This window comes from Vibrio sp. 10N.286.52.F8 (genome assembly GCF_041468745.1).
GTDB lineage: Bacteria > Pseudomonadota > Gammaproteobacteria > Enterobacterales > Vibrionaceae > Vibrio > Vibrio crassostreae_C.
Map to the genome: position 1 here is coordinate 19,314 of NZ_JBFRJF010000029.1, position 24,065 is coordinate 43,378.

At 44.5% G+C, this 24,065-nt stretch carries 19 protein-coding genes and 1 pseudogene; 11 read left to right on the top strand and 9 right to left on the bottom strand.

Features of this window, described 5'->3' with window-relative positions; all coding sequences use genetic code 11:
• Nucleotides 1-78 precede the first annotated feature (78 nt).
• The 3 genes from prpB to AB4133_RS14735 all read right to left on the bottom strand — a co-directional run bounded on the left by prpB (nucleotide 79) and on the right by AB4133_RS14735 (nucleotide 5,357).
• Nucleotides 79-975 (bottom strand): methylisocitrate lyase, encoded by an 897-nt coding sequence (gene prpB / locus AB4133_RS14725; RefSeq protein WP_017062292.1) that lies wholly within the window; start codon nucleotides 973-975, stop codon nucleotides 79-81.
• A gap of 96 nt (nucleotides 976-1,071) precedes the next feature.
• Nucleotides 1,072-1,791 carry a GntR family transcriptional regulator gene (locus AB4133_RS14730; RefSeq protein ID WP_029236525.1) on the bottom strand — a complete coding sequence of 240 codons (720 nt, stop codon included), beginning with the start codon at nucleotides 1,789-1,791 and terminating at the stop codon, nucleotides 1,072-1,074.
• 392 nt (nucleotides 1,792-2,183) lie between these two features.
• On the bottom strand, nucleotides 2,184-5,357 hold the full coding sequence (locus AB4133_RS14735) for an HD domain-containing phosphohydrolase (protein ID WP_372136873.1): 3,174 nt from the start codon (nucleotides 5,355-5,357) through the stop codon (nucleotides 2,184-2,186).
• 450 nt (nucleotides 5,358-5,807) lie between these two features.
• Between AB4133_RS14735 and AB4133_RS14740 the strand changes: the two genes are divergently transcribed.
• From AB4133_RS14740 to AB4133_RS14760, 5 genes are all read left to right on the top strand, one after another.
• Nucleotides 5,808-6,779 (top strand): tripartite tricarboxylate transporter substrate binding protein, encoded by a 972-nt coding sequence (locus AB4133_RS14740; RefSeq protein ID WP_004733595.1) that lies wholly within the window; start codon nucleotides 5,808-5,810, stop codon nucleotides 6,777-6,779.
• 245 nt (nucleotides 6,780-7,024) lie between these two features.
• Nucleotides 7,025-7,525: a tripartite tricarboxylate transporter TctB family protein gene (locus AB4133_RS14745; RefSeq protein WP_004733594.1), complete on the top strand. Its 501-nt coding sequence runs from the start codon at nucleotides 7,025-7,027 to the stop codon at nucleotides 7,523-7,525.
• A 10-nt stretch (nucleotides 7,526-7,535) separates the two neighbouring features.
• On the top strand, nucleotides 7,536-9,056 hold the full coding sequence (locus AB4133_RS14750) for a tripartite tricarboxylate transporter permease (RefSeq protein ID WP_012603793.1): 1,521 nt from the start codon (nucleotides 7,536-7,538) through the stop codon (nucleotides 9,054-9,056).
• Nucleotides 9,057-9,248: 192 nt separating this feature from the next.
• On the top strand, nucleotides 9,249-10,007 hold the full coding sequence (locus AB4133_RS14755; RefSeq protein ID WP_102333369.1) for a sulfite exporter TauE/SafE family protein: 759 nt from the start codon (nucleotides 9,249-9,251) through the stop codon (nucleotides 10,005-10,007).
• Nucleotides 10,008-10,233: 226 nt separating this feature from the next.
• Nucleotides 10,234-10,425: a hypothetical protein gene (locus AB4133_RS14760; RefSeq protein ID WP_017066914.1), complete on the top strand. Its 192-nt coding sequence runs from the start codon at nucleotides 10,234-10,236 to the stop codon at nucleotides 10,423-10,425.
• Nucleotides 10,426-10,558: 133 nt separating this feature from the next.
• On the opposite strand, the gene AB4133_RS14765 is transcribed toward AB4133_RS14760, so the two are convergent.
• Entirely contained in the window at nucleotides 10,559-10,972 is a 414-nt protein-coding gene (locus tag AB4133_RS14765) for a VF530 family DNA-binding protein (protein ID WP_010438513.1), read from the bottom strand.
• A gap of 239 nt (nucleotides 10,973-11,211) precedes the next feature.
• Between AB4133_RS14765 and AB4133_RS14770 the strand changes: the two are divergent.
• Nucleotides 11,212-11,418, top strand: a pseudogene (locus AB4133_RS14770) (metal-dependent phosphohydrolase); the annotation flags it as partial.
• A gap of 135 nt (nucleotides 11,419-11,553) precedes the next feature.
• Here the strand turns inward: AB4133_RS14770 and gnd are convergent.
• From gnd to AB4133_RS14795, 5 genes are all read right to left on the bottom strand, one after another.
• Complete coding sequence (gene gnd, locus AB4133_RS14775; protein WP_017059712.1) at nucleotides 11,554-13,002, bottom strand: decarboxylating NADP(+)-dependent phosphogluconate dehydrogenase; 1,449 nt, start codon at nucleotides 13,000-13,002, stop codon at nucleotides 11,554-11,556.
• Between the two features lie 28 nt (nucleotides 13,003-13,030).
• Nucleotides 13,031-13,765, bottom strand: a complete 735-nt coding sequence (pgl, locus tag AB4133_RS14780) for a 6-phosphogluconolactonase (protein ID WP_372155235.1) — start codon at nucleotides 13,763-13,765, stop codon at nucleotides 13,031-13,033.
• A complete protein-coding gene (gene zwf / locus AB4133_RS14785; protein ID WP_372224891.1) occupies nucleotides 13,762-15,264 on the bottom strand; it encodes a glucose-6-phosphate dehydrogenase in 1,503 nt (500 codons plus the stop codon). Before zwf ends, pgl begins: the two co-directional genes overlap by 4 nt.
• Before the next feature lie 410 nt (nucleotides 15,265-15,674).
• Complete coding sequence (locus tag AB4133_RS14790; protein ID WP_017069356.1) at nucleotides 15,675-16,370, bottom strand: response regulator; 696 nt, start codon at nucleotides 16,368-16,370, stop codon at nucleotides 15,675-15,677.
• A 69-nt stretch (nucleotides 16,371-16,439) separates the two neighbouring features.
• Nucleotides 16,440-18,092 carry a sensor histidine kinase gene (locus tag AB4133_RS14795; RefSeq protein WP_032546322.1) on the bottom strand — a complete coding sequence of 551 codons (1,653 nt, stop codon included), beginning with the start codon at nucleotides 18,090-18,092 and terminating at the stop codon, nucleotides 16,440-16,442.
• Nucleotides 18,093-18,710: 618 nt separating this feature from the next.
• Between AB4133_RS14795 and AB4133_RS14800 the strand changes: the two genes are divergently transcribed.
• From AB4133_RS14800 to AB4133_RS14820, 5 genes are all read left to right on the top strand, one after another.
• On the top strand, nucleotides 18,711-18,938 hold the full coding sequence (locus AB4133_RS14800) for a hypothetical protein (RefSeq protein ID WP_009846577.1): 228 nt from the start codon (nucleotides 18,711-18,713) through the stop codon (nucleotides 18,936-18,938).
• 215 nt (nucleotides 18,939-19,153) lie between these two features.
• The gene (locus tag AB4133_RS14805; RefSeq protein WP_017059718.1) at nucleotides 19,154-20,590 is read left to right on the top strand and encodes a TolC family protein; all 1,437 of its coding nucleotides are present in this window, start codon (nucleotides 19,154-19,156) and stop codon (nucleotides 20,588-20,590) included.
• A 3-nt stretch (nucleotides 20,591-20,593) separates the two neighbouring features.
• On the top strand, nucleotides 20,594-21,568 hold the full coding sequence (locus tag AB4133_RS14810) for an HlyD family secretion protein (protein WP_017070946.1): 975 nt from the start codon (nucleotides 20,594-20,596) through the stop codon (nucleotides 21,566-21,568).
• A 7-nt stretch (nucleotides 21,569-21,575) separates the two neighbouring features.
• Nucleotides 21,576-22,877 carry an ABC transporter permease gene (locus tag AB4133_RS14815; protein WP_017059720.1) on the top strand — a complete coding sequence of 434 codons (1,302 nt, stop codon included), beginning with the start codon at nucleotides 21,576-21,578 and terminating at the stop codon, nucleotides 22,875-22,877.
• Entirely contained in the window at nucleotides 22,874-24,046 is a 1,173-nt protein-coding gene (locus AB4133_RS14820) for an ABC transporter permease (RefSeq protein WP_065583585.1), read from the top strand. The genes AB4133_RS14815 and AB4133_RS14820 overlap by 4 nt, the downstream gene beginning before the upstream one ends.
• Nucleotides 24,047-24,065: the final 19 nt, after the last annotated feature.

The following is a 24,065-nucleotide window of genomic DNA, read 5'->3' on the forward strand; positions in this document are numbered from 1 at the left end:
TTATCATCGGTACTGGATATGGCGACTAACCATTTCACGTTATTGGATTAAGTTGATTTTTGATTAATTGAAACCGGTTTACCCTTCGCTTGAAAACAACTGATCAAGCTTGTTCTCGTAGTCGTGGTAATTCAGGTGTTCGTAAAGCTCTTTACGGGTTTGCATTGAATCCAACAAAGCTTCTTGATTACCTTCAACTAACAAGTGTTTGTAAACATTCTCCGCCGCTTTGTTCATCGCACGGAACGCACTCAATGGATAAAGCACCATGTCGACACTTGATTGGGCTAACTCGTTACAGCTGTAGAGTGGTGTTTGGCCAAATTCAGTGATGTTCGCAAGAATAGGCACGTGCTTGCCCGTTGCTGATTTCAGCGCTGCCGAGAACTTCACGTATTGATCGAGTTGATTCATCGCCTCAGGGAAGATCATGTCTGCGCCCGCTTCAACACAAGCTATCGCTCGCTCAATTGCGCTATCAATGCCTTCAACCGCCAATGCATCCGTACGTGCCATAATCACAAAGCTTTCATCGGTTCTAGCATCGGTTGCCGCTTTGACTCTATCGACCATCTCTTGCTGACTTACAATCGCTTTATTTGGTCGATGACCACAGCGTTTCTGGGCCACTTGGTCTTCCATATGGATTGCTGCTGCGCCTGCCTTCTCCATAGCGCGAATCGTACGTGCAATATTGAATGCGCCACCAAATCCCGTATCGATATCCACCAGCAATGGCAGATCACACGCGTTGGTAATACGTTCAACATCTACCAACACATCGTTCAATGTGGTGATGCCTAAATCAGGCAACCCATAAGACGCATTGGCGATGCCTCCGCCAGACAAATAGATCGCCTGATGCCCCAAGTTCTTTGCCATCATCGCGCAGTACGGATTGACCGTGCCGACGATCTGCAATGGGTCGTTGTCTTGCACAGCTTGTCGGAACTTAGCTCCTGCTGATAACTTCATAATGACGCTCCCTGTTAATTGTTAATTTCTAATCTTTATGACTACTGATGTTTAGCTCTCGCCAGCGAAGAACCGCTAGCAAATACCAGTCGCCAATTAATCAAGATCTTTGGATTGAATTTGTTGCTCTATAAGTAATCGGCTTCCCGAGATGTGTCTTCGCATTAGCATTTCTGCTAGCTCTTCATCACGGTTGCGAATCGCTTGTAGGATGTATTTGTGTTCATCGAGCGCCTCTTTGGGCCGAGACTGAGCCCTAGGCGATTGATAGCGGTACATGCGTAATAGGTGATAAAGCTCATCACACAGCAGCGAAATCAGTTTGCTGTTACGACTCGCTTTAATAATGCGGTAATGGAAATCGAAATCCCCATGTTGATGAAAGTAAGAAGAACCTTCGACTTCATCGATGTATTTTGAGTGTGTCGACAATAATCCTTCAAGCCCGACAAGCTCTTCTTGTGTGATATGTCTTGCTGCTAAGCGAGCCGCCATGCCTTCCAATGCCTCTCGCACCGCGTACAACTCGAGTAGTTTGTCTGCCGAAAAAGTAATAACTCGAGCCCCTACATGAGGAATGCGTTCAATCAAGCCAAGCCCTTCAACACGCATTATCGCTTCACGTAATGGGCCTCGGCTTACCTCAAAGCGTTTAGCCAGTTCAGGCTCCGAGATCTTACTGCCCGGTGCTAATTCACCGTTAACAATCGCCTCAACGAGATACTCAGTGAGATTTTCTGATTTAGTGTTCTCTTTATCGCTAACACGTGTTTTCGTGTTTGCATTTAAGCTGAGATCTTTTATCGCAGTATTCATATTCACGCTGCTCACTTCTGATTGCTGAACCTTAATTGTCAACAATTTCATAACATGAACATAAAATACACGATTGAATTGTCGACAATCAAGCCAATTGTCGACAATCTAGACTAAGGTAGTATTTTTCATAGACGATTAAAACTAATCCAAAAGGACACTACAAACAACTCAACCATCTGTTATTTATCGATTTAATCAGAGTAAGAGTCACTAACCCCCTATCTACCCTAAAATCATTTGAAATCGATATGTCGACAACTTATAGCCGAAACTTGTCAAAAGCAGCCCCCTTCGTATCTATCCACCAGCTCACCGATAAACAGATATAAAAAAGGCGCACTCATGTGCGCCTTTCATTCATAGACCCCGTTCTAACAAGCCACCTTTACTCAAGCAATCTGACGAGTAACATCTAGGTATTTGCTGATATCAACGAAATCAATTTGTTCCGGCTTCAGATACTCTTCTGCATAACGCAGGTGAGTACCGCTGGTTAAGAACAATCTAAACAGTTCGATATCGAGATGCTCGTCCAATGCCATTTTATACATGATGTCGACAGCAACACTGATTGGCTTAGCCTTCTTATAAGGCCTATCTGCAGCGGTTAATGCCTCAAAAATATCAGAGATCACCAGAATACGTTCTGGGATTGAGAGGTCATCACCAGTCAGCTTCCTTGGATACCCTGTACCTTTAAGTGTTTCATGGTGAGTTGAAGCGTAGCGAGGAACACGACTTAGCTCTTTCGGGAATGGCAGGTTCTCAAGCATCTTAATCGTGCCAAGCATGTGCTCGTTTATCTTAAATCTATCTTCAGCAGTCAATGTACCGCGTGCAATACTCAGATTGTAGACTTCGCCTAGGTTGTATAAGTGCTCAGGCACATCCATTTTAATTTGATGTTTCGGGTCAAATTCTAACGGCCTATCTCTTTTCACTATGTGCTCTGGCTTATCACTCAAAAGTGGTTCTGTGGCTGGTAAACTTGAACTCGGCTCTCGATTCATTGCCTCTATCGGTGATAGACCAAGTTGATCATCAAAGTGACGCGTCCAGGTCGTCTCAGCAATCGAGCGAATACGAGTGACTTTGTCATCACTCATGAACTCACCACCAACGTTCGACGTAGCGATAAAGGCAAAGTCATCTTGTAGCTGCTGCTTCGTTGCCGTAAGTTCATCGGCTATCAGTTGCGTTGATAGCGTACCATCAAGTTGTTTTCTCAAAGCGGTGATTTCCGCATCACGCCAAAGTACTTCAAATCGAGTTCTCACCTCGTGGATTCGGTTGTAGTTCGCTTCTAACTTCGTACCTTTATCGACGATGTGTTCCGGTGTCGTGATCTTGCCACAATCATGAAGCCAAGCCGCAATTCTAAACTCACGGCGTTCGTCATCATTTTTAAACTCAAAGTCTTTGAAGTGCTCAGACTGCGATTGTTCCGCCGCGTCAGCCAGCATCAAGCCGAGTTCTGGTACACGATTACAATGCCCTGCCGTATAAGCGGACTTATCATCGATCGCTTGAGCGATGAGCTTGATAAACGACTCAACAAACGCCTCTTGCATCTGTTCATGTCGTTTAATCTCCATAGCCATCTCTTTTACAGCAACAGATAATTCCCACACTTCTTTGATTCGAGTATCAAGAATTGTCACGTTGTCATAATCACGCAGCTTAACCTTATGAGTCTCTTCCTCTAATTGGCGAATTGGATGCACTATCGGCGCACCAAAAACCCAAGCAATAGGCAACGTCAAACTCATCAGTAACACCGTTACACCAACAGAGGTTGCTAGACGTTTATTGACTGTACTGAAGACTTCAGATTCGGGAATCAATACCGCAAAATACTCAGAGTAGTGTTCGCCCGTGTCTATTTTCTTTAAATAGAGATGCTTGATCTCGCCATTCAACTCTACCCTTACCATACTGCCTTCAACCGTTGCTTCCTTAGTCAAATCATAAAGTTCAGTATAAGGAACCGTCGTATTCGTATTAAAGCCGGTATCATGCAGCCACTTTTTCGCTAAGGCATCAAGTTGTTCACCACTTAACTTACTGATAGCTTGATCAATGATTGGGAGCAATTGTTTATGCTTGCTCTGCAGCACCAAATGGAATTGGTTTGAGTAGTTCTGTTTTAGATCTTCTAGAGTCCCATTGACAACAAGGCCTGGCTGGAAAAACCTATCTAATGCAAACGAGAGTACGGGTTCTGCTTCTAAGAAAGCAAAGTTCTCTTCGCTTTCAATTGAATTAAATGCAGACTCTAGGTTTTCAAATTCAACTAAATCAATGTTCGGAAAATCCTCTCTCAACTTAGGAATAATTGACCACCCAGATAAAATGGCAACTTTTTTACCCTCAAGCTCGGCATAATTAGTGACAACCTTCGCGCCGACCCTTGTCACGATAGAAAATGGCAATTCATAAATTGGAGTCGTGTATAGGCCATCTATGCCATTATTTTTATAATGTTGAACCGATTGCAGGCCATCAATACTTCCTTCTTGAAACTTACTGACAAGCTCGCCCCAAGAGAAACCATTAACAAATTCAAACCTGATCCCTGTCATCTCACCAATCATTTTAAGAAGGTCTATCGCATAGCCGTTTGGTTTTCCCGCCACTGAAAAGTCCATCGGCCCCCAATCATTTTGATTAGACACTAACAGCGGAGGGGTATCGTTAATCAAGGCTTGCTGCTCAGACGATAGCATCAATGTTGATACATCAAACTCTGATTCCTGATTGTTAACCTTGAGGTTAGACGCAATAATATTACCCGATTTCGAATATAAGAAAGACTCAACCTTACTGTCTTCTGCTAAGCCAAGCGCCGTACCTGATAGTTTGCTAGCTAAAGAAGACAACACAATATCAATACCAATCACATGTTGAACTTCAGATTCGATTTTCGAATCAAACGCTAAAGAATAAGTTTGCCCGGTAATTTGTAAATGCTGGAAAAGATATGGCTGAGTTTTTTCGACCGACTGAACATTGGCAGAAACATACCAAGGCCTGGTTGTTGGAAGGTAGTTACTCTGCTCCGTAGTTGAGTTTCTTAGCGTAAACTCTTGGTCAAAATATTTCGTCGTACGGACGCGCTCCTCCCCTATATTATGAATCTCAACCACAACCCAACGGTCTTTTTGTTGTGCACCGATTTTTTCTCTAACGACAGGGGCAGATTCTAGATTAATAATTTGGAAGAAGTTTTCATTAGATGAGCCAATGTAAATACTATAAAAGAGAGGGTTATCTTTAATTGCTTCTGAAAGAATACTACGCGACTCTTCTTTCGATATTTTGTTACTTATAGAACGTTTCACTGAAGAAAGTAAACGCGCCGTATTGGCTGCGTCAGAATCAACCGCGCCGATATAGTTACTCAGCTCTTGGGACACCATCGTCAACTTTGATAGGGTATTCTCAGTCGCCATTTTTTTACTGAAGTAATATTGCAGTGAAACCGCAACAACAGCGGTAAGAAATGTCGCGAGTAAAAACATTCCTCCAACAGTAAATCGTAACGAAATTTTTTTGTCTGTCATTATTCGATCCTTGAATAACCACTAGCTCAGAAATGTAACGTGCCAGCTATAATCATATTATTACAGTAGCACTGCACACCTAGCAACATATTATTCTATATATTAAAGAGCGCCTCTCCATATCACTCTTTGTGTCGCAATAAGTACCCTCTTTAATGATACACAGCAGTATAAAGCGACCAACAGTCAAAAGAATTGTTCACATAAACTCAAGAAAAACCTAGTTATTATTGCTAGAAGAATCCTACAGCCACCTCCCCGCGAACTTTATGAACAATATTAATCCAATGTTCTTTATTCTCAATATCACCGCATTACAGACATTTCGTTAACACACCGTTAACTTTAACGTCATCTACTAAGCAATATCCTACTCATCTGTTTAGTAGCTGGAAATAAAACATAAGTTTCTCTCCATTGAAGAGATCCCCTACATAAGGAACGTGAACCATGTTCAAGGCACTGAAACCTACTCTTGCGGCTTCTATAATCGCAGCAACCTTTTCTTTCAACACTTTTGCTGCTGACGTAGAAAAAATCCACTTCCTAATCCCTGGCGGCGCTGGTGGCGGTTGGGATATGACAGCTCGTGGTACGGGTGATGTATTGGTGAAATCAGACATCGTAGAAAATGTCTCTTTCCAAAACCTATCTGGTGGCGGTGGCGGTAAAGCGATTGCTCACCTAATCGAAACGGCTCAACGCCAAGAAGACACGCTAATGGTGAACTCAACGCCTATCGTTGTTCGTTCACTAACGGGGATCTTCCCACAATCTTTCCGTGACCTAACTCCTGTAGCAGCAACCATTGCCGATTACGGTGCAATTGTCGCGTCTGCAGATTCTAAGTACAACACTTGGGAAGACGTCGTTAAAGAATTCGAAACCAACCCACGTAAAGTGAAGATTGCTGGCGGTTCCGCTCGTGGCAGCATGGACCACCTTGTAGTAGCGGCAGCGTTCAAAGGCGAAGGTTTTGATGCGAAGAAAGTACGTTACATTGCCTACGATGCTGGCGGTAAAGCGATGGCGGCACTGCTTTCTGGCGAAACACAGCTGCTTTCAACGGGCCTTGGTGAAGTACTAGAGATGTCTAAGTCTGGCCAAGTAAAAGTGCTTGCTGTGACGGCTCCAAAGCGTCTTGACGCTGCGCCTAACATCCCAACACTGACTGAATACGGCAACGAGACAGTATTTGCTAACTGGCGTGGTTTCTTTGCGGCACCGGGTACAAGCCAAGCAAAAATCGACGAGTGGAATGTAGCGCTTGGCAAAATGTACAAAACCGATGAGTGGCAAGTGGTTCGTGACCGTAACGGTTGGATCGACAACTACAAAGCTGACAAAGATTTTTACGCCTTCCTAGAAGATCAAGAAAAACAGATGGGCGACCTAATGCGAGAGCTTGGTTTCTTGAAATAACCAACAACCATAGAGGGCCTATGTGCCCTCTTACTCTTTCCTTGTTTCGCCGTGCATGAGTTAACTTCAAACTCCTTTGTTTATTCGTAGACGTATTACTAACGCTTGCCGATTCGTTGTAAACGCAAGTGGCTGATAAACCAGTACCGTAATTCGCTTACCTTTGGTTAGTGATCCCAGACATTTCATTGACTCGCTCATGTACGGCTTTTTTACTTTTTATACCACCCCAAATGGAGTTGGATATGTCGGACTTACCAACCAAATTTCTGAGTAAGGAATCTTTGCTTTCGAAGGATCGCATCGGAGCCATGCTCTTTATGCTTGCATGTTTATGCTATGGCTACCAAACCACGCTGATTCCTTTGTTCCCCGGTGACGAGTACGAACCCTTCACAGCAAGAACCTTACCTATCCTGCTAACGTTTATCGGCATTGGCCTTTCGTTGATCCTGCTAATAACCGGACAGCCGGATAAAAAAGTTACATGCGACACTACGCCGCTGAACTGGAAACTGCTTATTGGCTTCTTGGTGTTAATGGCTCTGTACGGTGTTGGACTGACTTATCTTGGCTTTGTTTTAGCAACCAGCTTCTTCTTACTTGCAGGCTTTTACCTACTGGGTGAGCGCCGCAAAGCTGTCTTATTTGGCGCGTCGTTTCCTTTCGTTATCGCGTTCTTTCTTTTATTAACTCAAGGCTTAGATATCTACCTAGAGCCTGGTTTAATCTTCACTCTTTGGTAGGGATAACATTATGTTAGACGGAATTTTACAAGGACTTTCTACCGCCGTGATGCCAATGAACATCATGATGGTAATTGTTGGCTGTTTTGTTGGTACCTTTATTGGAATGCTACCGGGACTCGGTCCAATTTCAGCAATCGCGTTGATGATCCCGATTACATACGGCCTAGATCCTTCTTCTGGCCTAATCTTGATGGCTGGTGTGTACTACGGCGCTGTATTTGGTGGCTCGACGTCATCCATCTTAATCAATGCTCCGGGTTGTTCTTCAACGGTAGTAACCGCGTTTGACGGCTACCCGATGGCTCAAAAAGGCCAAGCAGGTAAAGCACTTGCTCTCGCGGCTTACTCTTCTTTCACAGGCGGTACGCTTTCAGCAATCATGCTTTTGATTGCCGCACCGGCTCTAGCAAGCGTGTCACTGAGCTTCCAGTCTTCAGACTACTTTGCGTTGATGCTATTAGGTTTGTCCGCTGTAGCGGCGTTTGCAGGCCCAGGTCAGGTAATCAAAGCGTGGATGATGACTATTCTTGGTTTGATGCTATCAACTGTAGGTATCGACAAAGGTGTTGGCGTTGAACGGTTCACTTTTGGCCTTACGGATCTGATGGATGGCTTTAGCTTCCTATTATTAGCGATGGCAACATTCGCACTGGGTGAAACCTTGATGGGTATTCTAAAACCAGAGCAAGACACCAGCGCGGAAGAAAGCCAAAAGATGTCGGATATTGGTAGCATGAAGGTCACCAAAGAAGAGTTCAAAGAAGTGGCACCAGTTTCAATTCGATCTTCTATTCTCGGTTTCTTTACCGGTGTTCTACCGGGCGCAGGTGCCACTATTGCGGCATTCCTAAGCTACGGTATGGAGCGTAGCCTCGCGCCAAAAGACAAGCAGAAAGAGTTCGGTAAAGGCAGTATCCGTGGTCTTGTTGCTCCTGAATCAGCAAACAACGCCGCTTCAAGTGGTTCATTCGTTCCGCTACTAACGCTGGGTATTCCGGGCTCTGGTACAACTGCGATTATGCTTGGTGCATTGATTGCCTACGGTATTCAGCCTGGTCCTCGCTTGTTCGTTGAACACCCAGACGTATTTTGGTCGGTGATTATCTCGATGTACTTTGGCAACATCGTGCTGGTTATCTTAAACCTACCGTTGATCCCATATATCTCTAAACTGCTAGCGGTACCAAGAACGGTACTACTGCCAATGATCATTTTCTTCTCAATCACAGGCGTGTACTTGGTGTCATTCAACACGATGGACGTATTTGTGATGCTACTGGTAGCGATGGCTGCGATAGCATTAAGGCTAGCCAACTTCCCATTGGCACCATTACTGTTAGGCTTCATATTGGGCGGCTTGATGGAAGAGAACTTAAGACGAGCATTGATGATCAGCGATGGTGAGTTGAACTTCTTATGGGAACGCCCTATTACGATGACCTTCACTATTCTGGCGGTATTGGTGCTGTCTAGCCCGATTCTAGTGAAACTATTTAAGAGTTTTAGAGCGAAGCCAGTAGAAGTGTAAAGCTTTATCGAATCAACTAAACCTCAACGAAAGGAGCCATTGGCTCCTTTTTTCATTTAAAGCCTCAATTAAAACCAGCGGTTAAAGATGGTAGCAAACTCACAAACCTATCTTTACAACACACATGGCGCTGATATTCATAACAAATTCAAGTAAGGTAACCAGTTAGTTAACGTATTGGATTCTAAAACTATGGATTGGTTGATTCTATTCTTATCAGGGGTGGTTGGCGGTGTGCTTAACTCCATTGCGGGTGGCGGCAGCTTCATCACTTTCCCTGCTTTGTTATTTGCTGGCGTTCCACCAATAGCAGCCAACGCGACCAACACCTTTGCTTCATGCGCTGGTTACATCAGTGGTGCTTACGCACTGCGCCACGAAATTCAATCTGGTACCAAACAACTCAAGCTCGTTGTTGGGCTATGCGTAATTGGCGGCGGCATTGGTGCATTTTTACTACTACACACGCCAGAAGCGCTATTTACCCAATCCGTACCTTGGTTATTACTGTTCGCCGCTCTGCTTTTTACCTTTGGTGGCACTCTCAACAAATGGCTAAAGAAAGTAACCGCTAAACATAAGCACGCCACCAGCGCAGGGGCGTTCTTTTCCGCTGTATTGCTTTTGATCGTGTGTGTTTATGGTGGTTATTTTAATGCAGGCTTAGGCATTGTGACATTGAGCTACTTGGCGCTGGCTGGTTACACCAACATCAACGTGATGAATGGCATCAAACTGCTCGTGTCCGCGTGTGCTTCCCTCGCAGCGATCGTATTTTTTATCGTCAATGGTTCGATTGATTGGCCGTCTGGCATGGCTGTATTATTGGGTACATTGGTTGGTGGTTATTATTCAGCAAAAATCTCTCGCCGCATCCCTCAACACTATGTTCGAACCACAGTGATCATCGCGAGCTTTTTGATCACCGCTTACTTTTTCTATGCTAATTAGACGTTCGGTTTAATAAGACTTGCAACTGAAAAGATAAAGCCAAAAGACTCCACCCTGCTCATACCGATTTGGCTATTTTATTACTTATAAAATAGCCAAGCCAAAATGTGTGAGACGAGTCCTTCAATTAGTAAATTTGATAACAATTTAGACTGTTTTTTAGCCTTTATTTTGCCAAAGATAGGATAATTCTCCTGTCGAAAGTGAGACTTCATTAGGAGGCGTTATGAACATTAAACTCGGTCATGTCATGTCATCAAGTCGACTCATTTGCTTTGTCGCTTTTCTTGCTGCCACATTCGCGTGGATCCTAAAAATGCCCGCTCTGTTTTCTGTGTCAGCGCTATTCTTACTTATCAGTGCAATCGTTTATGTCACCGATCTTTGGAAGAATCAAAGAAAGAACCGCGAAGCTTAGCCATTTACGGTTTAAATCGAACGAATTAAAAAAGGAGCTCATAGGCTCCTTTTGTGTTTTTCGCTTATCTAATTAGCCGTGCTAATCGCCGACGCCTTATTTAGCGACGGTTCTTTCTAGCGACGTCTTCTTGTTAACGACGGAAATTACGACCGTTACCGCCACGGCGCTCTTTAAATGCAGACGCAGCTTTAGCTTGAGAGGCATGGATAGACTCAACCGTTAGTTCCATCGGCTCACGAGGCTCTAGCCCATGGCGGAATGTACGTGAACGCGGAGGCATCTGGTATTCGATGTCCGATGCTTTAGGCATGCGCTTGAAACGGTAAAGGTAGAAGTTTTCAACCTTCTCACGAGCCCATTCGGTTTTCTTCAGGTATTTAACTGCGCTTGCCACTGTAGGCTTAGTGTTAAAGCAGTTCATACGCATTGCCGCATCTAAAATTTCCCAACCATAATGATCCACTAATTCAGTGATCATGGTTTCAAGCTTTAAGCCGTGTAGCGGGTTATTTTGTTGCAGTTCGATTCTTTCTTCTTCAGTCATAACATTACCTTTTTCAAGGCAACTAAAGGCCTTGAATTTACTCTAGAACACCGTCATCACTGACCGCTTCTAGCTCAATCATTTGGGCATTATTTCCATTGCCCTTGTTTATGTCTTTATGATGGCATAAAGCATGTGCGTTATCCTATTTATCTTTTCATTTAATTTTAAAATGGTTATTTAACGTCCAGATCATCATTAACAGCACTTTAGTTAAGCAATAGCGCATACGCTATTAACTGGCAGACGTATTCGATGCGTTAATGAGTAAAAGAGCCTATAAACACGCTTGGTCACTGAATGAGGTGATGGCCTATATAGAAGCAAACACTGGTTCAATGTTTGACCCAGAGTGGGTTGAAGCGCCTAAACAAAACCTAGACGGCTTTATGGCAATTCGGGAGCAATACAATGACGATGCTCAGCCGCATTTAATGACAGCTTAAACTATGGCACCTTTGTTATTCAGGCCCAAGTAAGAGAACGTGAACCAACAAAAAAGGATGCCAGTTGGCATCCTTTTGTTTTCTAGTTTACAGCTAATAAGAACAACAAGGTTCTTAACTGATTCTAACTAACGATTATACGTCGTAAGTTGTAGAAGCAGTATCGCCGCCTGTACCAGTCCAGTTTGTGTGGAAGAATTCACCACGTGGACGGTCAGTACGCTCGTAAGTGTGAGCACCGAAGTAGTCACGTTGAGCTTGAAGCAGGTTCGCTGGTAGACGTGCAGTTGTGTAACCGTCTAGGAAAGATAGCGCAGAAATCGTACATGGCATTGGGATACCAGACTCTAGAGATTTCGCTGCTACTTTACGCCATGCCACTAGGCTGCCTTGTAGGATGTTTTTGAAGTACTCGTCAGAACCTAGGAACGCGATGTCTGGGTTTGCTTCGTACGCATCACGTATGTTGCCTAGGAATGCAGAACGGATGATACAACCACCACGCCACATTAGCGCTACGTTACCGTAGTTTAGGTCCCAGCCGTTTTCGTTCGACGCTTCACGCATTAGCATGAAACCTTGAGCGTAAGAGATGATCTTAGAAGCCAGTAGAGCTTGACGTAGTGCATCAACCCACTCTTGCTTGTCGCCTTCAACTGGAGTGATTGTCTTCTCAAACAAAGCTTCAGCTTCAACACGTTGGTCTTTAAGAGCAGACAGGCAACGAGAGAATACAGACTCAGAGATCAGTGTTAGTGGGATACCTAGGTCTAGTGCGTTGATACCAGTCCACTTACCCGTACCTTTTTGGCCTGCAGTGTCTAGGATCTTCTCAACTAGCGCTTCACCGTCTTCATCTTTGTAGCCAAGGATGTCAGCAGTGATTTCAACTAGGTAGCTGTCTAGCTCAGTCTTGTTCCAGTCAGCGAATACTGCTTGCATCTCGTCAGCAGACATACCTAGGCCATCTTTCATGAACTGGTATGCTTCAGTGATAAGCTGCATGTCACCGTATTCGATGCCGTTGTGTACCATCTTAACGAAGTGACCAGCACCGTCGTTACCAACCCAGTCACAGCAAGGCTCACCAGCGTCAGTTTTTGCCGAGATACCTTGGAAGATTGGCTTAACCGCTTCCCAAGCTTCAGCCGCACCACCTGGCATGATTGAAGGACCGAAACGAGCACCTTCTTCACCACCAGATACACCAGTACCGATGAAGTGGATGCCTTTCTCACGACAATGCGCTACTCGACGGTTAGTGTCTGGGTAGTTAGTGTTACCACCATCAATGATGATGTCGCCTTCGTCTAGCAGTGGGATTAGATTTTCGATGAACGTGTCTACAACGTCACCAGCACGAACCATAAGCATCACTTTACGTGGCGCTTCTAGCTTCTCAACTAGCTCTTCTAGAGAGTAAGCACCAACAATGTTAGTACCTTTAGCTGGGCCTTCTAGGAACTCGTCTACTTTAGCAGCAGTACGGTTATGAGCCACAACTTTGAAGCCGTGGTCGTTCATGTTTAGGATAAGGTTCTGACCCATTACTGCTAGGCCAATTACACCGATATCACCTTTCATTATTTTATCTCCTTGCGGCTATTCGCACTTATGCGATAGCACTTGCTGCATTTGAATCTAGGAACCACTCTGTTTCGCCAGTTTTAGACTGGATTTTCGCTGCCGGGTAAGGCAGTTCTGAAGCAGGAGTTGTATGAATTTCTTTAACGATCTCAACTTTACCTGCACCCAGTACTAGGTAGCTGATTCGTTTTGCTGCTTCTAAAACTTTCGCTGTTTTAGAAACACGGATTTGACCAGACTCAGGGTGAGAAGCTAATACAGATAGGTTCTCATCTTGGTAGTTGGTTGCACCTGGGAATAGTGAAGCTGTGTGGCCGTCTGCGCCAACACCAAGCAGAATCCAATCGAATACAGGCGTGCCGTTTTCTGTTGGGATTACGTCTGCCATCTCTTTTGCGAAACGCTCTGCTTCTGCTTTTGGTTCATCTTCACCACGGATGCGGTGGATGTTTTCAGCAGGAAGGTTTACTTGAGTAAACTCTTTTAGTTTTGAAAATAAGATCGCGTTTGCTTCACCGAAATTGCTTTCAGCGTCGTCTGGTACAACGCAACGTTCGTCGCCCCACCAGAAGTGAAGGTTATTCCATTGAATACCTTCCGCGTATGGCGCCTGTGCTAAAAGTTTGAAAAGCATTTTTGGCGTGCTGCCACCAGACAGTGAAATGTGAACAGGTTTGCCCTGCTCGCTGTATGCTTTCATTTCATTTGCTAGGTTTTCAACAACCAGTTCAGGCGTTGCAAAGATCTTGTGATTGATCATAGTTCGCAGTAATCCGTGTCTGTTAAGTTTTTGCATGGGAAACGCCATGCGCGGCCATCACGTTGCAGAAGTTCATCTGCTTCCTGTGGGCCCCAAGTACCACAAGCATAGCCAAACAGTGCTTGAGGATCTTGCTTGAAGTCTAAGATTGGTTGAACGTACTTCCAACATGCTTCTACCGCATCGGTACGTGCAAACAGAGTCGCATCACCGTTCAGTGCATCAAGAAGAAGACGCTCATAAGCCGTCAGCATCTGAGTTTCAGGCAAGTCAGAGTAAGAGAAGTTCATTTTCACTTCTTTTGCTTTGAAGCCTGCGCCTGGCTCTTTCAAACCAAAGCTCATCTGAATACCTTCATCCGGTTGGATGCGGATAATCAGCTTGTTCTCTGGTGCATCTTGACCAAATACTGGGTGTGGCGTGTTCTTAAAGTGAATCACGATTTCAGTCACACGTGTTGGTAAGCGTTTACCTGTACGTACGTAGAAAGGAACACCATTCCAACGCCAGTTATTGATGTGAGCTTTCAAGCCGATGTAAGTCTCGGTACGAGAATCATCCGCTACACCATGCTCTTCACGGTAACCTAGTAGGTGCTGACCACGAACATCTGATGCTGTGTACTGACCTAATACTAAGTCTTTACGCAGATCATCTTCTTCTAATGGTTTCAGACACTGAAGCACTTTAACCACTTCATCACGAATAGAATCAGCGTTAATTTGTGCAGGCGGCTCCATACCTACCATCGCTAGCACTTGCAGCAGGTGGTTTTGGAACATGTCGCGAACTGCGCCAGAACCGTCGTAGTATCCGCCACGCTCTTCAACGCCAAGGAACTCAGCACCTGTGATTTCAACGTATTCAATGAAGTTACGGTTCCACAGTGGTTCAAACATCGCGTTTGAGAAACGAAGCACTAGAAGGTTTTGAACCGTCTCTTTACCAAGGTAATGGTCGATACGGTAGATCTGGTGTTCTTGGAAGTGATGATGGATCTCTTCATCCAACGCTTGAGCTGATGCTAAGTCGTAACCAAATGGTTTTTCGATGATCAGACGACGCCAGCCGTTCGATTCATCGTTAAGGTCATGCGCAGCAAGGTTTGCTGGAATCACACCGTATAGGCTTGGCGGGGTTGCCAAGTAGAACAATGTGTTATGGTTTTCGAATTGGTAGTCTTGCTCAAGCTTGTCTAGACGTTGTGCTAAACGAGCATAGTCGTCTACATCTGAAGTATTGATCGCTTGGTAATGCAGATGTTCAATAAATGCATTCAGCGTCTCTGGTTCAGTTTTTTCCATTTCCTGAAGAGACTTCTTCAGCTTCTCACGGTAAGACTCATCGCTGTACTCAGTACGGCTCACTCCAAGAATCGCAAAGGATTCTGGTAGTTGATTGCTAGCATACAGGTGGTATAGAGCAGGAATTAACTTGCGGTAAGTTAGATCTCCCGACGCACCAAAAATAACGATGCTGCTGTTTTCAGGTATTACCATCATCTTTCCTATAAAAACAAGGTTTTTAGTATTCGCCAAAGGTATCAGCGACATACGAAAATAGATAATAGGTCTTAACTATTACATCAATAGTAAGCGCCTATTAAATTTGAGAATGCGTTTGGTAAACGAGGGTGAAAGCTATCACCTCTATTCGGGACAGTATTGTCTATGACTATTTGATTTACATCAACCACTGTGAAAGCAATCGATTAAATATTGACTCATTTCGAACAAATTCTAATCGATAGTTCCGTTCATTTGACCCGAGGGAGAAGCAAATCGGCATTCTCAAACAGTGTAGTCAAGAAAGAACGGTATCTGGTCGGTGGAGTGAGCAATAGGAAAGGGAGAAAAAGGTAAAACCAGCTTATTCAACTGGCTTTATATTTATTTTGATGGTGTCGTGTTTATCTTTGCGCTTTGTTGTAGCAGCGCTCCGGGCGACCTACGGTACCGTAATTTAAGTCTGCGACTAACTCACCAGTGGTAATCAAAAATTCTAAATAGCGTCTGGCGGTAGTTCGGCTAGCACCAATTCGTTCTCCGGCTTCATCGGCGGTAATATTAACGGCATCAGCTTGCTGAAAAATGGCTCTGATCTTATCCAACGTTACGCCATCAATGCCTTTGGGTAAGGTGGATACTTTTCCAGAGTCCGCTTTGGCATTGGCTTGCAGCATCTTATCAACCAAACCTTGATTCAAATCCGACACACTTTCAAACTCTTGCTGTTGAGATTGATACTTTTTCAGTGCCGCTTCCAAACGAGGGAACATTACTGGTTTCAATAGATAATCGACCACCCCACCACGCATTGCTTGCTGCAGCGTATCGACATCCCGAGCAGCAGTAATCAAGATAACGTCGCAGCCTTGATTGCTCCCTCTTACGTGATTAAGAATATCGAGCCCACACCCGTCCGGCAGATACACATCCAATAACACCAAATTCGGTTTTAAGATGTCCAGTTGCATCAGCGCTTCAGACTGTGTAGTGGCAATGCCGACCACGTCAAAGCCACCCATCTGCTCTAAATAACGATGGTGTAGCTCTGCAATCGCAATATCATCTTCAATGACCATGACTCTCGTGATTGCGTTCATTTATGTTCTTCCTTTAACCATGTTTTTTCCGTCACGATGATCTTCACAAGATCGCTTCGTGCTTAATTATTATTGTTCTTCTTTTGGCAAATAAACCGTCATTCGCGTGCCAAAATCTTGGTTGTCGACCATTTCAAGCTGCCCTTGATATCGGTCTGCCAGCTGCTTTATCAGATACAAACCCACACCACGATTTTGCTTCGCTTTGCTCGATACGCCTTTTTCGGTGAGTGCTTTGGTCGCCAACTCTTTCGGCAAACCGCACCCTTTGTCTTCTACTTCTACGATAATTTCATTACCAAAATCACTGATTGAAACTTCAATAACCCGACGCGCTGGCGCAATTTGACCCTCTTGCTTAATCGCCGTCATGGTGGCGTCAAAGGCGTTATCAATCAGGTTGCCAAGAATTGTGACAACGTCATCCGCGTTTAACCAGCTAGGCAGAGCTTCAAGCCTTGATCCCTCTTCCACTTTAAGCTCTAACCCAATCTCTCGAGCTCGCTCTGTTTTGCCTAAAAGCATGCCTGCAATAAGAGGGTCTTTCACCGTCTCTCTTAAGAACTCAATTAAGCTCTGGTAATGAGCGGTTTCTTGACCAATCAATTGTTGAACAGAATCCAACTCGCCCATCTGAATCAAGCCACTAATAGTGTTAAGCTTGTTTTGATGCTCGTGGGTTTGTGAACGCAGTAGATCAGCATATTCTTTGGTTTGTGAGAGCTGGTCTGTTAAATCGTTGATTTCATCTCGTAATCGGAAACTCGATACCGCCCCGACCACCTCACCTGCCACTATAATCGGGCTTCGGTTAGCAATGATTCGCTTATTGTTTAAATACAACTCAACATCGTGGTCGGTGTCGCCGGTTGATAGCAGTTGTTCTAAATCACTGCCTGGCAATACGTCAGAAAGGCGCTGTTGATTGAGTGCTTTATCCCTGTCTATCGATAAAATATCGCAGGCACTTTTATTAATAGAACGCAAAATGCCGTGCTTGTCGATGCTCAGAATGCCCTCTTTCACGGTACTCATGGTTACATCTAGCTCAACATACAACCGGCCTATCTCTTCAGGTTCAAAGCCTAAAATAGCGCGCTGAAAACGACGAGACACATAACTCGAAATCAAAGCGTTGACCGCAACCACCAGCAACGCCATCACAATCAAAAAGGCTAAGTAAGGTTCGATTCGATCTTGCAAAGAATCCAATAAGTAACCAACTGACACCACACCAATAACGGTACCTTGGGTGTCTTTTACCGCGGATTTACCACGAACTGAGAAACCAAGCGACCCTTTGGCCGTCGACACATAAGACTCGCCCAAAACCAATGCTTTTTGGTTATCGCCACCACGCATTGGTTTACCGAGCCTGTCATCATAAGGGTGAATCAGACGGATACCTTTATCATCTCCGACAACGATAAACGCCGCGCCAATGAGCTGAGTAAGGTTACGAAACTTAACTTGGGTTTCTTCAGACAAAACGTAGGGAACGCCATTAGGGTCCAACGTTCCATTTTCTTGAATAATGCTGGTGACAAGTGGCGATTCAGATAGAAATTCAGCAACACCTAACGCTTTCAAACCCATCTCTTGTTCTTGAGATTGTTTGATGTAGTAAAAACCAGCCGCTGCAAGAATCAAAAGTTCAACGAGGCCAGTGACCGTCATGATAATCAGTAACCTTTTACGGAAACTGATACTGCTCCATTTCATATTCCACCGTCCCTAGTGTTAGACGATCAATGTTAACACCAAGTTAATCGCATGACCTTTCTAGGGACGTGAATTTGTGACTGCTACTCAACTAAATAATTGAGCAGATTGTTAATTGATAATCCTTTACGTTGTTCATCTCGATTAATCGTTCATTTTTAGGACTGATTAGCTTAAAAACCAAAATAAACGAATAAATATTGAGCTAGATCACTAAGCTTTTAGGTGTTTTTTAGGTTGTTTAAAATAAATACAATTATAATGGTTGCATATGAAGAAGTTTATTGTTGCTAAGCCATAGGTCATGATTTTCAGACCGCGCTTTGAATCGAAACTTCGATTAACAAAATAGCAACAACCCTTCGCTCGCTGGACGTATCTATAACTAAAAATTGCACGCTCGCCGCTACGGTTGCTGAACAAACAGGTTATCTATCTAACCTCATTCACACATCCTTATTTACACTACTGGCCAGCATGACAATCAAGAGGCGCCTGATCAAATCAGCGCCCAATAATAAAACATTGATGAGCAGGAAGTATCGATCAGTGGCAACGTCCAATAGAAACAGGATAACAAACATAACGTATAAACATTGTTGAAAAGGAAACAAGGCAATGAAACGCGATAACTTTGGAATTTGTCTTACTAAGACTATGCTGTTCAAACACTTACAATCGACTTTTACTCACGTAAGAGCCTATGAGAAAGATGGCACCTCCCCACTCGATCTCAAGGTATTGTTAGCATTCCCGCAAATGTCAGGGAGAGATTTATTACAAACAATGCAAGGTTCAAGACAATTGGTATGGCGCGCCGATCACCATTGTCCTAGCTTTAAATAAGCCACTTCATTTTGTAAAAACACTTCTATACTGAACTTAAAGAGCACGCTTATGCGTGCTTTTTAAGTTTCATTTATCTTTGATATTCACGTCACTCAATCTTATTTACACTTGATTAACGAGTTATGAAAATTTCTATTCATATGAGACAATCTATTCAAGACAAATGACTATCGCCCTGTTAACATTAGAGTTAATACTCTAATTGGTATTTAATGCAGATGACCAAACCAAAATTCCGATACCTTGCGATCGCCAGTATGCTTCTCGGCACTATGGCTTCGCCAGGCTATGCAGCTCCGCTCACTTTTTCTGAAGCGTGGCAAATATTGCAAGAAAACAACAACTCACTTGCGGCTCAACAAGCCAACGTTGAACGTTATCAACACCTTCAGAACTCAACAAGTAGCCTTAATCTACCTTCTATTACCTTAGGGGCTAACTACACGCACCTTGATAGTGATGTGACGATTAATGGTGAACAGTTCGGTGACAGCTTAAGCGGCGTAAATCCAGCATTTGCTCCCTTCTTAGCTCAGTTAGGTGGCATCACCTCTACCATTACCGAACAAGACATCTTTAGCTCTTCCATTCGTGCTGTGTGGCCTATCTTCACTGGTGGTCGAATAACCGCTGCGCAAAATGCCGCTGAAGGTAAAAGCGAAGAAGCGCAAAGCCAACTGTTGATGGAGAAACAAGCTCGCTACGAAGACTTAAGTAAGTATTACTTCTCGGTGATCTTAGCGGAAGACGTGGTGAGAACGCGTCAAGCCGTTGAAGCAGGCTTAACTCAGCATCGTGATTTCGCCATCAAGCTTGAACAGCAAGGACAAATCGCCCGAGTAGAACGCCTACAAGCCGATGCTTCTTTAGATAAAGCGATTGTAGAGCGCACGAAAGCTCAGAACGATCTTAAAATTGCGCAATTGGCGTTGACCCAAATCCTTGGTCAAAATGAAAGTGTAGAACCCTCTGAACAACTGTTTATCAATAAGAACCTGCCTCATATGGACGTGTTCATTGACCAGACACTCATGACCTACCCCGGCCTTAAGATTCTTGATGCAAAAGAGAAACAAGCAAGCAGCTTAATTAAAGCCGAGAAAGGTAAATACTACCCAGAGGTTTACCTTTATGGTGATTACAGCCTGTATGAAGATGACTCTCTAGCCAGTGAAATGAAACCCGATTGGTTGGTTGGCATTGGTGTGAATGTGCCACTGCTTGATACCTCTGGCCGTTCCGACAAAGTCGCTGCGGCTCACAGTGCCGTATCACAGGTTCAATTCCTTAAGTCACAAGCTAAGCAAGACTTAACCGTGTTGGTACAAAAGACTTACCTTGAAGCAAACCAAGCCATTGAAGAGGTTCAAGGCCTAAACTCGAGCTTGTCTTTAGCTCAGGAAAACCTATTACTTCGTAAAAAAGCCTTCACACAAGGGTTATCTAACTCATTAGAAGTGGTTGATGCCGAGCTTTATCTTGCGAGCATTAAAACCCAGCAATCTGCTGCTCGCTTCAAATACCTAATCTCTCTCAACAAGCTGTTAGCGCTAACCAGCGAAATGAATGCTTACTCCAGTTACTTAACCTCCTCTGTTCCGTCTGATTTCGACTCAAAAACAGACACCGTTAGCCAGTCAAAAGGATAATTCATGAAACCTATTAAGCCCCTTCTTCTATCTTTAGTTGGTATCGGCGTTATTGGCTGGGTCGGATACAGTTTCTATCAAGCTTATCAACCTCAGCCGGTTAAGCTTCAAGGTCAAATCGATGTGCAGCAATACAGCATCTCATCGAAAGTACCTGGCAGAATTGATGAAATATTCGTGCGCAAAGGCGATTCGGTTGAAAAAGGCGAATTGATCTTCTCTCTACTAAGCCCTGAGATTGATGCGAAGCTAGAGCAAGCAAAAGCTGGTCAGAAAGCCGCTGGTGCATTAGCACAAGAAGCAGAGAATGGCGCGCGTACTCAACAGATCCAAGCGGCTAAAGACCAATGGTTGAAAGCCAAAGCAGCTGCCGATCTGATGGACAAAACCTACCAACGTGTAAACAACCTTTACAACGATGGTGTGGTTGCCGAGCAGAAGCGTGATGAAGCCAAAACACAGTGGCAAGCGGCGAAGTACACCGAAAGCGCTGCATTCCAAATGTATCAATTAGCGCAAGAAGGTGCGCGTGACGAAACCAAAGTGGCCGCCGCTCAAAAAGCGTTAATGGCAGCGGGTGCGGTAGCGGAAGTTGAAGCTTACGCAAAAGACACACAGATCCACAGCTGGTTTAATGGCGAAGTCTCTCAGGTTCTATTGAGCAGTGGAGAACTTGCACCACAAGGCTTCCCTGTTGTGACTGTTATCGACACCAAGGATGCTTGGGCTGTGCTCAATGTTCGTGAAGACATGCTTAAGCATTTCGAGAAAGGCAGCCAGTTTGAGGCGTACCTACCGGCTCTGGATAAATCATTAACTTTCCAAGTAACTCACATCGCCGTAATGGGTGATTTCGCAACTTGGCGCTCAACAGACGCAGCACAAGGCTTCGATTTACGTACTTTTGAAGTAGAAGCGCACCCTGTCGATACGAGCGAAACACTGCGTATGGGCATGAGCCTAGTGGTTGAGCTTTAGGTGACTTATGTCTGCTAACTCTCAATATACTGGATCGCAATCTAGAGGCTCGCAATCAACTGAGCATCATAGAGCGAAGAATACCTTGCTTCGGCAGTGGGCGATTGTCCGCAAAGACAAATGGTTGTTGTCTTGCCTAACTTGGATTCCTTTGCTGCTTGCTGCCAGTATCTGGCTGATTTTTTCACAAGGGATCGCTCGTGACTTACCGGTCGCAGTTGTCGACCTTGAGCACAGTCAAATCTCGCAACAGTTCACACGCCTTGTTGATGCTTCACCAACACTGCAAGTCACTCAGAAATACAGCTCAGCGAGTGAAGCGGCAAAAGCGATGATCGAACGTGATATCTACGGCTATGTTGTAATACCTAAACACTTTGACCGAGATATTTACCTAGGTTTAAACCCGCAGGTATCCGTGTTCTACAACAGCCAATTTATCTTGATCGGCAAATTAGTGAACTCGGCTCTGCTACAAGCTCAAGGTACGTTTAACGCTCAACTTGAAGTGGTTAAACAACTGTCACTCGGTGATACCACAGTCCAATCAGCATTAGGCCAAGCAGTAACAGTGCAAAGCCAGATCACGCCACTGTTTAACAAGAACAGCAGTTATGCTCAGTTCTTGGTGTCTGCAGTTATTCCTGCACTGTGGCAGATCATGGTTGTGGTCGGCACGATATTAGTTTTAACGGCGAACGTTAGAGCACGTGGCCTTCAAGCTTGGTTATCCAACGCCCCTATGAAGTCGCTAACCTCAACATTAATACCTTATGCTGTCTTATTTTTAATGTTTGGTATCGCGTTTAGCTTTTGGTTCTATGCTCTCTTAGACTGGCCATTTAATGGCAGCTTTGTAGCATTGACCATTGCCCAAATACTGACAGTGATCAGTTGTATCATCATGGGTTGTTTGTTTTTCTTCTTAACACTTGATCCTGCAAGGGCGATGAGTTTCGCAGGTGCCTTTACTGCACCGAGTTTCGCGTTCATGGGCATTACCTTTCCAGTGACAGACATGAACACGGCTGCTCAAATTTGGAGAAGCTTATTGCCCGTGAGTCATTACATCGAAGTACAAACGGCGCAGTCTAGTTATGGTGTGAGCGCAGCACAGTCTTTGATCAGCCTCTCTTCTATGTTGTGGTACGCAGTTCCTGCTTTCGTGGTAATGTTGCTAATTAAGAAACACTTGGCGCAATCAACTCTAACTGCACAAGCAGATCCATCTACAAAAGCAGCTATATCTGCAAAAACAACGCCGTCAACACAGCCAGAAGCATCAGCACAACAAGGAGTAAAACGATGAGCTTTACTCAACTGCTCAAGCAAGAGCTCTTAGCGGTATTGCGCAACCCTGTCGTGCTTCTTACGGTATTTGGTGGTGTGGTCTTCTATTCCTTCTTGTATCCATTGCCTTACGCGAACCAAGTTCCTCAACAACTGAAAGCTTCGGTTGTGAACTTGGATAAGAGTCAAAGCAGCTATCAATTAGAGCGTATGGTGGATGCCACCTCTCAGATCGAATTGGTCCGTCGAGACTCCACCATCGCCGATGCGAAACAAGCCGTGCTTAACCAAGAGATTGGCGGATTCCTTGTCATTCCAGAAGATTTCTATAAAGACTTGTTGCTCGGTAAGAGCCCGACACTTTCTTACGCTGGTGATGCTTCTTACTTTTTGGTCTACGGAACCATTGTTGAAGGGCTTGCCAAGGCCGGTGGTACGTTAGCTGCGCAAGTTAAGGTCAGCCATTTGTTAGTCGAAGGTGTGCCTTTAGAATCGGCAGCCAAGGGCTACAGTGCATTCAGCTTGAACCTGAAACCAACGTTTAATAGTCGCATGGGATACATCGATTACGTAGTTCCAGCCGTCTTTGTGTTAATCCTGCAACAAACCTTAGCCATGGCTTCTGGTTTAGTGGGTGCAACCCAAAACGCTCAATCGACATTTGGCTACTGGAGTAAGACCTCTCCAGCGAAACTGATGCTTGCTCGCTGTTGTACCTTAGTCGGCATTTATTACTTGTTGTCGATGTACTATTTCGGCGCTAGCTTTTCGATGTATGGGATAAACCAGCTCGCCTCAACAACACAGATCTTAACCTTACTTCTGCCCTTCTTACTGGCCAGCTGTTTGATCGGGATTTTTATTGGTGAGTTAGTACCACGAAGAGAGCTAGTCACGGTTGTAGTGTTAATCAGTTCAATGCCACTGATCTTCTCTTCAGGTTTTATCTGGCCAGTTGAAATGATGCCTGAATGGTTAGTTCTGTTATCACAGCTATTCCCAAGCACACCGGCTATCCAAGGTTTCTTAGCACTTAATCAGATGGGTGCATCTTGGCAAGAAGTGGCGTCTCAATGGACATTGCTATGGGGACAAGTTTTGCTGTGGGGTTCATTATTGGCACTTAAGCTCTACCACAAATCCAGTAAAGGCACAGTTGGCAATAGCAATAGTCATCGGGCCGTTTAGTTTTATGTTCTAGCGGAAA